Here is a 12,430-nt window from a genome sequence, read left to right on the forward strand (position 1 = left end):
TCGCGCACCTGGCGCCTATCCGCTCCCGAACCCACAGGGTCTACGGGTGACGATGAGCATGCCCTGGCCGTTCGAAGAGGGATACCGCCGGCTGTGCCGTGGCTGGCACCCGGGACGGGCTGGTGTGGCGCGAGGCGGACCGTTTCGGCCGCCGGCCCCACGCCGCTCCACCGGGCGCCGGCGAGGTCATCCCTCGCCGTGCCCATCAGGCCGGGCCGGCGGTGACTACGGCGGGGCTGGCGCCCGTTGTCGTCGCTGCGCGACCGCTTATCTCCGACACGCAATCCGTGGATGGAGTCCTGCCGTTGCGGCCGCATCTCCTTCGTCCGGTCGTGAGGGGTCACGGTGCGGAGCAGATGGGACCGACCTGGGTACGAGGCGTCACCTGGCAGCCCGTTGATGGCGCGAGCACTGATCGATGACGCTCGGCGCTGGCCGGGATGGCCGCGCGCAGCCGAGCACGCCGCAGGTCGCGGGCGGGAGCGGGTCGGCACGGAGCACCTGCTGCTCGCGCTCGTCCACGGGCCGCCGGGTCCGGCTCGTGCGGCGCTCTCGTCGGTCGGGGTGGTCACGAGCGTCGTGCACCGCGCCTTCGAGGCGATATCTGGTCCCAATGGCGCGCGAGCCGGCGTCGCTGTGACACCGCAGCCCCTCGAGCCGTGCGCCGCGCGACCAGCACCCGCGCTGCCTCGGAGCTGGTCACGCCGGGCTCGTGACCGTCGCCGATGTCGACCTGGCGCACCCAGAGCCGCACCGACTCCACGCCGTACCCGAGCTGGTCAGCGACCCGCTTGACCGTGCCGTGCTCGCTGCCGGTTTCCGCGCGCAACTTGCGCACCATCTGCACCGCCGCGCCCTTCTCCTGCTCGGAGTGCCACCGCGTCGTCGGCTTACCCGCCGACCGCTCCTGGGGCATGAGGACATCCTCGTTTCCAACTTCACGAGCCTCTACCGCACCCAGGGCGGTTCAGCGGCAGGTGCACGGCATCCGCGGGATCGAGGTGCGGACACAGCACAACTCTCTAGAGCAGCACCTATGTCTCGATGGTCTCGCCGTGGCTTAGAGCAACCGTGGCCGAGGTCGGCGAGCGAGAAGAGACCGCGTGAATCCCCTGGACCCTGAGCTATTCGACGAAGTGATTCACCAGGCAGAAGGTGTGCTCGCGGCGCGCCTCTGGGTGTCGGTGGAGGAGGCGGCGATGATCTTGCTCGTTAGCGCGGAGAGCCGCGGACTCTCCCTCGGCTGGACTGCCGACGAGGTGCTCGCCCCACAATTCTCCGCGCCGCCGGACCCGAACATCGCTGGTTCGTGCTGAGCGCGGACCCCGCATTGAGCACGGGTGCGATCGGCGTGACCCCCACCCCCGGTCACGTTGATGCGCCCGGAAGAGGCGTCCCCGTCCGCTTAGTTCCCCCGGCGGGCGGGGACGCCGTTCACCGAGGCCCCTGCTCGCTGACCGGGGTTCACGCCACTTGGTGGGACGTGGCCCTCGTCGATTCTTCGCGCGAGGTGATCCGGAGCGCAGAGGCCCGGCCGGATCGGTGTCATCTCGTCTGCCCTGCAAAGGCTCAGCCTGCAGTGGTGACCTCTGCCGACCGTAGACGTAACGTAGCCGCAGGCCAGTAGCGCGCCCCAGCCCCCGGCGCACCGTCCGTCCGGGCGCTGCGCCGACTGCGGAGGGTGATACCCCCAGATGACCGTGAGCAACAACGACGAGCTGGTCACGGCCATGCGACGTGCTGTCGAACGGCTGGTCGAGCACAGCACGAAGCAAGATCAGGGCGAGATGCTGAAGCGCGTCGTCGAAGCAGCCGTCGAGACCGTTCCCTGCGCCAACGGTGGGGGCATCACCCGCACCGGGGCCGACAAGGTCTGCTCGAGTCACTCCTCCGACGGCCAGAGTCGCCGCATCGACGACCTCCAGGCCGAGCTCCACGAGGGGCCGTGCGTCAGCGCCGCTGAGGAGCCGCCGCCCAGCGGCATCTTCGTGACCCACGACCTGGCCGGCCCCGACGCAGAACGATGGCCGTTGTTCGCCCCGCGCGCGGTCGAGCTCGGCGTCCGATCGGTGCTGTCCATCTCGTTGTCGGTCTCCCGCGGCTGGCGCGCGTCGCTCAACCTCTACTCGGCGAGGCCCGACGTCTTTGATGACCACGCCTGCCTGACCGCCGGACTGTTCGGCCTGCAGGCCGCCACCCTGCTCTACGGCACCGACCGCGCAGCCGGCCTCAACCAAGCCCTGCAGACCCGCGACGTCATCGGACAGGCCAAAGGCATCCTCATGGAGCGCTTCGACATCACCGACGACGCCGCCTTCCAGATGCTCGTCAGCTCCTCCCAGGACACCAACATGAAACTCCACGACGTCGCCCACTGGCTGGCCCACGAGAGAGGCCGAGGCAAGACCAACACCTCCAAAGTCAGAGCTCCGGGCTGAACCCGCTCCGGTTTCGGCGTCGCGAACCTTCGGGCCGCTGGCTTCTCGACGGACCAGTGGACCGGTGCGCGAATCGTGCCCCCATCAATCGCGGCGTCGAACCGGTACTCGGTCAGCAGAGCCGCCGTGCGGGTCGGCCCATCTGGCAGCAGACGTGACCGAATCGGATCAATCGGTCTCGACCCAGACCCACCGGCAGCTTCTGCACAGCGGCTCCTCCGGCACAGCCACGACAGCCCGCGAGGGCTGGGCGCGGATGCGCAGCGCGAGGAAGACACCCGACGGCACGCTCACGGCGACGCGCTTGGTGAGCCCGATGACTGATCGCGCATCCGTCACGAACGCACCGTCGGCTGGCCGGCCGGTTCGGGGTGCCGACTTGGCTGCCCGCGAACGCGACCGTGTCGGGGCCCGCCGAGGACGCTCTCGACGAGCGCTCTTTCCGCCACGGTTGGCGCTATCCGCGGCCCGCGATCGGGCCGAGGCCGCCGCGCTGCGACGCGCCCAGCGTCGTGGGCGATGGGCCCACGATCAGCGAGCTCGAGGCCACCGCCGTCTCGTACGGCACCTCCACGGCGCTCGAGATGCTCCGGGACCGATCGCGGCCGCTGCTGATCAGAGCTTCGCCTCCGGACGCGTCGGCTCGAACAGCTCGACGGGATTGCCCGACGGGTCCTCCAGCAGGATTTGCTTGCCGCCCACGCCGACGCCGATGTCGTTGCGGAACCGGGTGCCCGCTCGGCGCAGCTCCTCGACGACCTCCTCGAGGTCGGTGACCTCGAGGACGAACCGGTTCCACCCTCCGGGTCGCGGTGGTGTCCCGTCCGGCATCGCCTGGCCGCCGCCCGCCCCGCCGCCGCCCGCCCCGCCGCCGCCCGCCCCGCCGCCGGGAGCGGACAGCACGAGGCGGAGGTCGCCGCGCGAGAGCATCGCGAAGGTGGGAGCGGGGTGCTTGTCCTCGTGGAAGTCCAGGTGCCGGCAGTAGAACATGATCGCCGCACCGACGTCGTCGACGATGTATCTCACACTGACCGTGGCCATGTCTCGTCGCCCTCCGCCGCATCGCCGCCGGGATGTCGAGGAACCGGGTCAGTTCCCGGTTCGCCCGACCTCTGGTTCGGGGACTTCTCGTTGCTCCGCTCTGGCTCGCGCGTCGAGGCTCGTACCGACGAGCGCGTCGTACACGAGGATGCCGACGGCGCCGCCGACCAGGGGTCCGACGATGGGCACCCACCAGTAGTGGTCGAAGTAGGTCCCGGCGCCGCGGAAGGCGAGCGGTCCCCATCCTTCGATCCAGGTCCAGAGCCGTGGCCCCAGGTCGCGCGCCGGGTTGATGGCGTACCCCGCGTTGGTGCCGTAGGTGAGGCCGATCGCCACGACCAGGAAGCCGATCAGCAGCGGGGCCAGGTTGCCGGTGGGGCCCTGGTTGCGCCGGTCGATCAACGCGACGATCAACGCGACCAGCAGGGCGGTCCCGACGATCTGGTCCAGGAGAGGCCCGGCGAGTCCGCCGCCGAAGTACTTGGCGGGGAAGGTCGCGAAGATGGCGAAGGTGTCGAGGGACGTGGTGCGCGTGGGCACGTTGTTGGCGAGGTTGTAGGCGTTGATGGCGGGCCGGTACACCGCGTAGACGAGCGCGGCGGCGGCGAACGCTCCGACGAGTTGCGCTGCCCAGAAGGCAGGCACCTTGGCCCAGGAGAAGCTGAAGCGCGCCGGGTCTGGTGGAGGCTCTGCGGTGCCCCGGGTTCGCCACCAGGAACGGCAAGAACCCCGATCCCCTCGCCAACGGCCACATGGCCGCGCCCGACCCGGTCTACGACGGTCTCCGCCGGCGCCTCGCCGGGCTCGTGGGGAAGCAGCCCGCCGGCGATCCCGCCGCCGCTGCCCAGGCACTCCTCACGATCGTTGATTCCGACAACCCACCCCTGCGCGTGCTCTTCGGTCTGGGCTTCTACCCAATGCTCCAGCAGGTCTACGCCGACCGGCTCAAGATCTGGGCGGACTGGCAGGACCTCTCCGCCGCGGCACAAGGGGCGCTCGACCACGGAAGTCGATGACCCGGTCGCCGACCCTCGACAACGGGAAGAACGGAGGAATCTCATGAACCTCGCACTCTGGATCGCTGCCGGACTGCTCGCCGCCGTGGCTCTGGCCGGTGGCATCACCAAGACGTTCCTGCCCAAGGAGAAGCTGGCGGCGCACGAGGGCGGGCGATGGACCGCGGACGCCAGCGTCCGCTTCGTCAAGACCCTCGGGATCCTCGAGCTCCTGGCTGCGGTCGGCCTGGTCCTGCCCGTCCTGCTCGACATCGCACCGGTCATGGTGCCGGTGACCGCCGGCTGCTGGGTCGTGCTCATGGTCGGCGCGATGATCACCCACGGCCACTACGGCCAGTTCAGGCACGTGATGGTGAACGCGGTCTATCTCGCCCTCGCGGCATTCATCGTGTGGGGCCGCCTCGGCCTCGAGTCCTTCACCGTCTGATCCACCGAACGACGCCGCGATCAGGTTCCACCCGGCGGCCGCCCTGCGCCGGGTCCGCGCGACGTCGCCGACGGGTCGTGCCGCACCATCCTCGTCCCACCCCGGGACGTCGCGGCGACAGGAACGCCGTCCCGGTGGGGCCCCATCCGCTCGTGAACGGGAGAAGCAGTGGTTGATGTCGGCCGCAGTGCGGAGATGACTGGCTCGTCCGGCCGCGTCGTGCTGCCTTTCGGGGAGATCGATCGGAGCCGGGTCCGCGACGTCGGGGGGAAGGGTGCGAGCTTGGGCGAGCTCTCTCGGATCGCGGGCGTCCACGTACCCGCCGGCTTCTGCGTGACCACCAATGCGTTCAGGCGGGCCGTCGCGGAGGTGCCGTCGCTCGAGGACCGCCTCGATCAGCTGTCGGGCCTGGACCCCGACGACCGGGACGAGATCGCCGCCGTCAGCGCGGAGATCCGCGAGGCGATCGCCGACCAGCCCGTCCCCGCGGACCTGGCGGCGGCGATCACGCGGTCGATCGCCGGAGCGGGCGAGGGCGCCGCGTACGCCGTGCGGTCCAGCGCGACGTCCGAGGACCTGCCCACGGCGTCCTTCGCGGGGCAGCACGACACGTTCCTGAACGTCGTGGGGCCGGCGGCGGTCCTCGAGCACGTCAGGGCGTGCTGGGCCTCGCTGTTCACCGAGCGGGCCGTGAGCTACCGCTTGCGCCACGGCGTCGACCACCGCACGGTGCACATGGCCGTGGTCGTGCAGCAGATGGTGTCCCCGGATGCGTCGGGGGTCCTGTTCACGGCCGACCCTGTGACGTCGAACCGCGAGGTCACGACGATCGAGGCCGTCCTCGGACTCGGCGAGGCGCTGGTGTCCGGTCTGGTGAGCGCGGACAGCTACACGGTGCGCGAGGGCGAGGTCGTCGAGCGGGCGATCGCGGCCAAGGAGCGGGCGGTCCTCGGTTCACCGGGTGGCGGTACGCGGGAACAGGCCGTGGAGGAGGAGCGGCGGCGCCGACCGGCGCTGACCGACGCGCAGGCGGTGGGCCTCGCACAGCTGGGCCGGCGGATCGAGGCGCACTTCAGCCGTCCCCAGGACGTCGAGTGGTGCCTGGTCGACGGTGAGTTCCGGATCGTGCAGAGCCGGCCGATCACGACGCTGTTCCCCGTTCCGGTGGCCGAGGACGGGGAATTCCACGTCTACGTCTCGGTCGGCCACCAGCAGATGATGACCGACGCGATGACGCCACTGGGCCTGTCCGTGTGGCAGATGACCACACCGCGGCCCGTGGCCGAGGCCGGCGGGAGGCTGTTCGTCGACGTCACCCCGTACCTGGCCTCGCCCGCCGGCCGCGAGTGGTTCCTGGAGGCCGCGGGCCGGTCGGACCCGCTGATGCGAGACGCGCTGCAGACCCTCGTCGACCGCGACGCCATCGCCCCGGCACCGCCGGAGGAGGGTGCCGGCGGCCCGCCAGGGGACGGCGGACCGGCGATGATCGACGCGGATCCAGGCCTCGTGGAGGAGCTGATCGCCGCCAGCGAGGCATCGGTCGCCGCCGCCGCCCGCGCCATCCGGACCCATCACGGCCCGCACCTGCTCGACTTCATCGTGGAGGACTTCCAGGAGCTGAGGCGACTGCTGTTCGACCCGCGCAGCCGCCAGGTGTTCACGACGGCGATGGACGCGGCGTGGTGGATCGACGAGCACCTGCGCGCCTGGCTGGGGGAGGAGAACGCCGCCGACACGCTCACGCAGTCGGTCCCGAACAACGTCACGTCGGAGATGGGGCTCGCCCTCCTGGACGTGGCCGACGTGATCCGGCCGCACCCGGAGGTGGTGGCCTACCTGCGCGGCGTCTCCGACGACGACTTCCCCGACGACCTGGCCGGGGTCGCGGGCGGCCGCGAGGCGCACGACGCCCTCTGCGCGTACCTCGACCGCTATGGCATGCGCTGCGTCGGGGAGATCGACATCAGCAGACCGCGGTGGAGCGAGCGCCCCGCCGCCCTCCTCCCCGCGATCCTCGGCAACGTCGAGAACTTCGAGCCCGGCGCCGGCCGACGGCGCTTCGAGCAGGGCCGACAGGAAGCGTGGGCCAAGGAGCAGGAACTGCTCGAGCGCCTGCACGCACTGCCCGACGGAAACCGGAAGGCCCACGAGGCCAAGGCGATGATCGACCGCCTGCGGACCTTCATCGGGTACCGGGAGTACCCCAAGTTCGCCATGGTGAGCCGCTACGCCATCTACAAGCGAGCCCTGGTGGCCGAGGCCGAGCGCCTCGTGCGGGACGGTGTGCTCCGTGACCGCGACGACATCTTCTTCCTCCGGTTCCCCGAAATCCGCGACGCGGTCCGGGCCGGGCGCGTCGACGATGAGCTCATCCGCGAACGCAGGGAGGCGTTCGTCGAGTACCAGGCGCTGACACCTCCCCGCGTGCTCACCTCCGACGGCGAAGCCGTTGCCGGGGCCTACCGGCGCGCCGGCCCACCGGCCGACGCCCTGGTCGGCTTGCCGGTGTCGACGGGATCCGTCGAGGGGCGCGCCCGCGTCGTCCTGGACATGTCCGAGGCCGATCTCGTCCCGGGCGACATCCTCGTCACGGCCTTCACCGATCCCAGCTGGTCGCCGTTGTTCGTCACGATCGCCGGCCTGATCACGGAGGTGGGCGGCCTGATGACCCACGGCGCGGTGGTGGCGCGGGAGTACGGCCTGCCCGCCGTCGTGGGGGTGGAAGGCGCGACCCGACGCATCCGGGACCGGCAGCGGATCCGTGTGGACGGCACGAACGGATACGTCGAGATCCTCTCCTAGAGGCGCCGATCACCTCCCTGCGCAGCCCTGGTGGCAGCGCCCGCGTCGTGGCAGAAGGACCTTGTGCGCGCGGATAGCGTCGTCGCTGTACCCATCGACGGCTCCCGCGCCGCGCCGCCGGGAGGCTGGAAGAGGCAGGACCGTGGCCCACACTGTGCTGACCCCGCGGGCGGAGAACTTCTCCTCCTGGTACCAGGACGTCGTCGCCCGGGCGGAACTGGCCGAGAACGGGCCGTCGCGGGGGACGATGGTCGTCCGGCCGTGGGGTTACGCCATCTGGGAGCTCATGCAGGCGGACATGGACCGGCGGATCAAGGCGACCGGTGCCCAGAACGCCGCGTTCCCCCTGTTGTTCCCCATGAGCTTCCTGGAGAGGGAGAAGCAGCACGTCGACGGCTTCTCCCCGGAGCTGGCCGTGGTGACCCACGGTGGCGGGACCGCGCTGCCCGAACCGCTGGTGGTGCGCCCGACGTCCGAGACGGTCATCAACCACTACTTCGCCAAGTGGGTGCAGTCCCACCGAGACCTGCCGTTGATGCTCAACCTCTGGAACAACGTGGTCCGGTGGGAGCTGCGGCCGCGGCTGTTCCTGCGGACCACCGAGTTCCTCTGGCAGGAGGGCCACACCGCGCACGCCACCTACGCGGACGCGGTCGAGGAGACCCGGCGCATGGTCGAGGTGTACCGGCAGTTCATGGAGGAGTCGCTGGCCATCTCGGTGGTGGTGGGGGAGAAATCGGCCGGCGAGCGGTTCGCCGGCGCCGACCACACCTTCACGTGCGAGGTGCTCATGGGCGATGGCAAGGCGCTGCAGATGGGAACCAGCCACAACCTGGGACACAACTTCGCGCGCGCCTTCGACATCCGGTTCCTGGACGCAGCAGGCGTGCAACGCCACGTCGCCAGCACCTCCTGGGGCACGTCCACGCGGATGATCGGCGGAGTGATCATGGTCCACGGTGACGATCACGGGCTGCGGCTACCGCCGACGATCGCGCCGCACCAAGTGGTGATCATGCTGCTGGACGACCAGCCCGAAGCGGACGAGGCGGCCGGGCGCATCGAGGCAGCACTGCACGCCGCCGGCGTCCGCACGCACCTCGACGCCCGCCTCCACACCTCGTTCGGACGGCGCTCGGTCAACTGGGAGCTGAAGGGGGTGCCCGTCCGGATCGAGCTGGGCGCGCGGGAACTGGCCTCCGGCCGGGCCACCCTGGCACGGCGCGACATCCGCACCAGGAGCTCGGTCCCGCTGGAGGACGCCGCCCCCGCAGCCGCGAGCCTCCTGGACCAGATCCAGCGTGCGCTGTTCGCGGCGTCGCGCGACTACCGGCAAGAGCGCACCTCTCCGGTCACCGACTACCACGCGTTCAAGCAGCGCATCGGCGACGGCGGGTTGTTCGTCGCGGCCTGGTCCGGCACATCGGAGTCGGAGCGGGCGCTCAAGGAGGACACCGGCGCGACCATCCGGTGCATCGTCGACGCGCCTCCACCCGCGCCCACCTGTCTGCTCACCGGGATGCCCACACAGCACACCGTGATCATCGGCCGGGCCTACTGATCGTGTGCCGCGCTGGTGGCTGCGGCCTGCCCGCGTCTCCCACCTCTGATGGTGCCGATCGGGGGCTCGATCGATCCCGGGGCAACGGATCCTGCCCGGCAACTCGGTCCCGACGGCCCTGTACAGGCCGGACCCGTGCCGTGGACGATCCAGCGCGCCACACATCGTTCGTCGAGGTCTGCCGCCCTGGTCGTGGCGCTCCTCCCGGTCAGACAGCGGACTACGCCGACCCACGGGAGGGATCCATGTCGTCGTCGAGTCCCGACCGCCCTGGACGTCCGACGGGTGCGCCCGCCAGCGATGCCGACGAGGGCGTGGCCTTCGCGCTCGTCGACGTGTTCGGGGACGGGCCGCTCACCGGCAGTCCCGTCGCCGTGGTCGACATGACGGAACTCGCAGCGCCGGAGTCGCAGCGGGTGCCGTGGATGAAGGCCGTGGCGCGGGAGTTCAACCAGGCCGAGACGATGTTCGTGCTGCCTCCCACGGATGGGCGCGCCCACCGGCGGCTGGCACCCGACGGAACACTCACCATCCGGCGGGGGAGACCATGGAACGGCCCAGCACGGTCCGTGCGGCGGCGGCTCCCGGCTGCTCCGTCGCGATCACGGGCACCGCGACCTTGACTGCGCGGGGCTGGTTGGCCACGGCACCGGGAACGCTCTCGGAGCGACCTCCTGATCCCGGGCGGCCCTTCACGACGGACCGCCCCGGCCCCCGGGTCGCAGGTCCCCGAGCGATCGAGCTCTGCTGCCGGCCCCCGTACGCCGATCCCCATAGAGAACCTGCGGATGCCACGGTGAGCGGTGCGCTCCGGAGAGGCGTTGCGCGAAGATGGTGGTCATGCCCTTGTCGGTGGAGGACGTCGACCGATTCGAGCGGTCGAGGCCCCATCTGCAGGCCATCGCCTACCGGCTCCTCGGCTCCGCGGTTGAGGCAGAGGACGTCGTGCAGGAGACGTTCCTGCGCTGGCAGGCCACCGACGTCGACCGCATCGAGGTCCCCGAGGCCTGGCTGACGAAGGTCCTCACCAACCTGTGCCTCAACCAGCTCACCTCCGCGCGAGCACGCCGCGAGACCTACGTGGGTCAATGGCTCCCCGAGCCGCTACTCGCGGGGGACCCGATGCTCGGTCCGGCCGACACCGTTGAGCAGCGCGAATCGGTCTCGTTCGCGGTTCTCACCCTCATGGAGCGACTGTCCCCCAGCGAACGGGCCGTGTACGTGCTGCGGGAAGCCTTCGACCGCGCGCACCGGGAGATCGCCGAGATCCTCGACATCACCGAGGTCGCCAGCCAGCAGATCTTCCACCGCGCCAAGCAGCATGTCGCGCAGGGCAAGGCCCGCAACGAAGTGGACCAGGCCGCCGCCCAGCGGATCGTCGAGGAGTTCCTCGCGGCCGCCACCGGTGGCCAGACTGATGAGCTCGTCCGGCTGCTCACCAAGGACGCGATCTCCGTCGGCGACGGCGGAGGGAAGGTTCCGGCACGCACCAAGGCCTTCGAGGGAGCCGTCGCGGTCGCGAAGTTCGTTTGGGCGATGTTCAAGCCCGCCCAGGCCAAGCGCGCCATCGTCGGCGGCTCACCCGAGATCTACGCCTGGGCAGCCAATGGGGAGCCCGCCGTCGTGGCCGTCGTGGGGAGCCGGGTCGTGGCGATCATGTGCCTGGAGGTCACCGCCGAGGGCATCACGGCCTGCCGTACCCAGGCGAACCCCGACAAGCTCGAACGCGCGACCGAGCAATGGGCGGCGGCCGGCCATGGGGAGCCCCTGCTCGTCATGTGACCCAGATCACTCTGATCCCTGTCAGGCATCGGTCGGTCATCCGGTTCGGGTGACATCCGAACCGGGACAGCAAGGGAGCCGACGATGAGAGTGCTGGTGGCAGGAGCGACCGGAGCAATGGGCAGGGAGCTGGTGCCGCGTCTGGTCGATGCGGGACACGAGGTGTTCGCGATGATCCGAAGTGAATCTAAGAAGGCCCGGGCATCGCAGCTGGGCGCGGTACCGGTCATCGCCGATGCGCTGGATCGGGTCCAGGTCGAGACGGCCGTGCGCCGGGCCGCCCCGGAGGTGATCGTCCACCAGTTGACCGCGATCGGGCAGATCGACACCCGCCACTTCGACCGCAGCTTCGCCGCCACGAACCGGGTGCGGATCGAGGGCACCGACAACCTGCTCGCGGCCGCCCGCGCCACAGGCGTGCGACGGTTCGTCGCCCAGAGCAACGGCGCGTTCACCTATACGCGGACCGGCGGGCCGGTGAAGGACGAACACGACCCTCTGGATCGCTCGCCGGTCAGCCAGATGGCCCCGATGATCGCCGCGATCGAGCACTTGGAGAAGGCCGTGCTGAGCGCCGGCTGGACCGAGGGGATCGTGCTCCGCTACGGCGCGTTCTACGGACCCGGCACCTCCATGGCGGCAGGCTCCGAGCAGCTCGAGATGATCCGCAAGCGCACGTTCCCGGTCGTCGGTGAGGGCAGCGGCCTGTGGTCGTTCGTCCACATCGCCGACGCCGCCGAGGCCACGGTCGCAGCGGTGGAGAACGGCGGCCGCGGTGTCTACAACATCGTCGACGACGAACCCGCCCCGGTCGCCGAATGGCTGCCGGAACTGGCAGCGATGCAGGGCGCCAAGAAGCCCATGCGCGTACCGCGATTCATCGGGCGGCTGGCCGCGGGACGAGCCGGCGTCGTGCTCATGACCGAATTGCGGGGCGCATCCAACGCCAAGGCGAAGCGCGAGCTGGGCTGGGTGCTGCGCTACCCGTCGTGGCGTCAGGGCTTCAAGGAAGAGCTGGCGTGACGGCGGAGGGGATGCCATGAGCCGCACCGAGGGGTTGGAGAAGTCGCAACCCTTGGACTCCTCCAACTCCTCGGTGCGAACCCGGGTCGTCCCCCTGCGGGCCGTCGAGACGTTCGAGGCGACCAGGTCTCGGCCTGGACCGAAGCGATGGACTCCGGCTCGGGCGGGCTACTGTCCTTCAACGACGGCGTTGCAGTGCGGACAGCGCGTCGGTGGGTCCTCGTCCGTGACCCGCCCGCAGGCCGGACACAACCGGTGCATGAGACATGCCGGTTCGCCGCCGACGGGCCCCGGACCCAGGTGGTGGCCACGGCTGCTCGCGCGATCGTCAAGGCTCGGA

General features: G+C 70.5%; 12 protein-coding genes and 2 pseudogenes. 10 read left to right on the plus strand and 4 right to left on the minus strand.

All coding sequences use genetic code 11. The annotated features are described in order from the left end of the window. Nucleotides 1-399: 399 nt before the first annotated feature. Entirely contained in the window at nt 400-795 is a 396-nt protein-coding gene (locus ACQPYN_RS07955) for a Clp protease N-terminal domain-containing protein (RefSeq protein ID WP_433038778.1), read from the plus strand. On the opposite strand, the pseudogene ACQPYN_RS07960 reads toward ACQPYN_RS07955, so the two are convergent. Then, nucleotides 677-916: pseudogene (locus ACQPYN_RS07960) on the minus strand (IS3 family transposase); the annotation flags it as partial. The gene ACQPYN_RS07955 and the pseudogene ACQPYN_RS07960 sit on opposite strands and share 119 nt — an antisense overlap. Before the next feature lie 187 nt (nt 917-1,103). Between ACQPYN_RS07960 and ACQPYN_RS07965 the strand changes: the two are divergent. Next, the gene (locus ACQPYN_RS07965; RefSeq protein ID WP_433035552.1) at nt 1,104-1,316 is read left to right on the plus strand and encodes a hypothetical protein; all 213 of its coding nucleotides are present in this window, start codon (nt 1,104-1,106) and stop codon (nt 1,314-1,316) included. 378 nt (nt 1,317-1,694) lie between these two features. Beyond that, nucleotides 1,695-2,438 carry an ANTAR domain-containing protein gene (locus ACQPYN_RS07970; RefSeq protein WP_433035555.1) on the plus strand — a complete coding sequence of 248 codons (744 nt, stop codon included), beginning with the start codon at nt 1,695-1,697 and terminating at the stop codon, nt 2,436-2,438. Nucleotides 2,439-2,606: 168 nt separating this feature from the next. On the opposite strand, the gene ACQPYN_RS07975 is transcribed toward ACQPYN_RS07970, so the two are convergent. The 3 genes and pseudogenes from ACQPYN_RS07975 to ACQPYN_RS07985 all read right to left on the minus strand — a co-directional run. Further along, complete coding sequence (locus ACQPYN_RS07975; protein WP_433035558.1) at nt 2,607-2,777, minus strand: hypothetical protein; 171 nt, start codon at nt 2,775-2,777, stop codon at nt 2,607-2,609. Between the two features lie 276 nt (nt 2,778-3,053). Then, a complete protein-coding gene (locus tag ACQPYN_RS07980; protein WP_433035561.1) occupies nt 3,054-3,479 on the minus strand; it encodes a VOC family protein in 426 nt (141 codons plus the stop codon). A gap of 48 nt (nt 3,480-3,527) precedes the next feature. Continuing rightward, nucleotides 3,528-4,130, minus strand: a pseudogene (locus ACQPYN_RS07985) (MIP/aquaporin family protein); the annotation flags it as partial. Between the two features lie 29 nt (nt 4,131-4,159). Here ACQPYN_RS07985 and ACQPYN_RS07990 point away from each other — a divergent pair. From ACQPYN_RS07990 to ACQPYN_RS08020, 7 genes are all read left to right on the plus strand, one after another. After that, entirely contained in the window at nt 4,160-4,495 is a 336-nt protein-coding gene (locus ACQPYN_RS07990; RefSeq protein ID WP_433039186.1) for a hypothetical protein, read from the plus strand. 43 nt (nt 4,496-4,538) lie between these two features. Continuing rightward, nucleotides 4,539-4,922 (plus strand): DoxX family protein, encoded by a 384-nt coding sequence (locus ACQPYN_RS07995; RefSeq protein WP_433035564.1) that lies wholly within the window; start codon nt 4,539-4,541, stop codon nt 4,920-4,922. Nucleotides 4,923-5,117: 195 nt separating this feature from the next. Further along, entirely contained in the window at nt 5,118-7,724 is a 2,607-nt protein-coding gene (rph, locus tag ACQPYN_RS08000; protein WP_433035567.1) for a rifamycin-inactivating phosphotransferase, read from the plus strand. Nucleotides 7,725-7,866: 142 nt separating this feature from the next. Next, nucleotides 7,867-9,285: a proline--tRNA ligase gene (gene proS / locus ACQPYN_RS08005; RefSeq protein ID WP_433035570.1), complete on the plus strand. Its 1,419-nt coding sequence runs from the start codon at nt 7,867-7,869 to the stop codon at nt 9,283-9,285. Nucleotides 9,286-9,530: 245 nt separating this feature from the next. Then, nucleotides 9,531-9,908, plus strand: a complete 378-nt coding sequence (locus tag ACQPYN_RS08010) for a PhzF family phenazine biosynthesis protein (protein ID WP_433035573.1) — start codon at nt 9,531-9,533, stop codon at nt 9,906-9,908. Between the two features lie 229 nt (nt 9,909-10,137). Next, on the plus strand, nt 10,138-11,067 hold the full coding sequence (sigJ, locus tag ACQPYN_RS08015) for an RNA polymerase sigma factor SigJ (protein ID WP_433035576.1): 930 nt from the start codon (nt 10,138-10,140) through the stop codon (nt 11,065-11,067). Between the two features lie 84 nt (nt 11,068-11,151). Continuing rightward, nucleotides 11,152-12,090, plus strand: a complete 939-nt coding sequence (locus ACQPYN_RS08020) for an NAD-dependent epimerase/dehydratase family protein (RefSeq protein WP_433035579.1) — start codon at nt 11,152-11,154, stop codon at nt 12,088-12,090. Nucleotides 12,091-12,430: the final 340 nt, after the last annotated feature.

It is taken from the genome of Actinomycetospora sp. CA-053990 (assembly GCF_050948445.1).
Lineage (GTDB): Bacteria > Actinomycetota > Actinomycetes > Mycobacteriales > Pseudonocardiaceae > Actinomycetospora > Actinomycetospora callitridis.

Bases quoted from the DNA above. Each gene is read 5' to 3' on its own strand.
- ACQPYN_RS07955 (WP_433038778.1), top strand. From the start codon at position 400: ATGGCGCGAGCACTGATCGATGACGCTCGGCGCTGGCCGGGATGGCCG.
- ACQPYN_RS08010 (WP_433035573.1), top strand. From the start codon at position 9,531: ATGTCGTCGTCGAGTCCCGACCGCCCTGGACGTCCGACGGGTGCGCCC.
- rph (WP_433035567.1), top strand. From the start codon at position 5,118: ATGACTGGCTCGTCCGGCCGCGTCGTGCTGCCTTTCGGGGAGATCGAT.
- ACQPYN_RS07980 (WP_433035561.1), bottom strand. From the start codon at position 3,479: ATGGCCACGGTCAGTGTGAGATACATCGTCGACGACGTCGGTGCGGCG.
- ACQPYN_RS08020 (WP_433035579.1), top strand. From the start codon at position 11,152: ATGAGAGTGCTGGTGGCAGGAGCGACCGGAGCAATGGGCAGGGAGCTG.
- ACQPYN_RS07970 (WP_433035555.1), top strand. From the start codon at position 1,695: ATGACCGTGAGCAACAACGACGAGCTGGTCACGGCCATGCGACGTGCT.
- ACQPYN_RS07995 (WP_433035564.1), top strand. From the start codon at position 4,539: ATGAACCTCGCACTCTGGATCGCTGCCGGACTGCTCGCCGCCGTGGCT.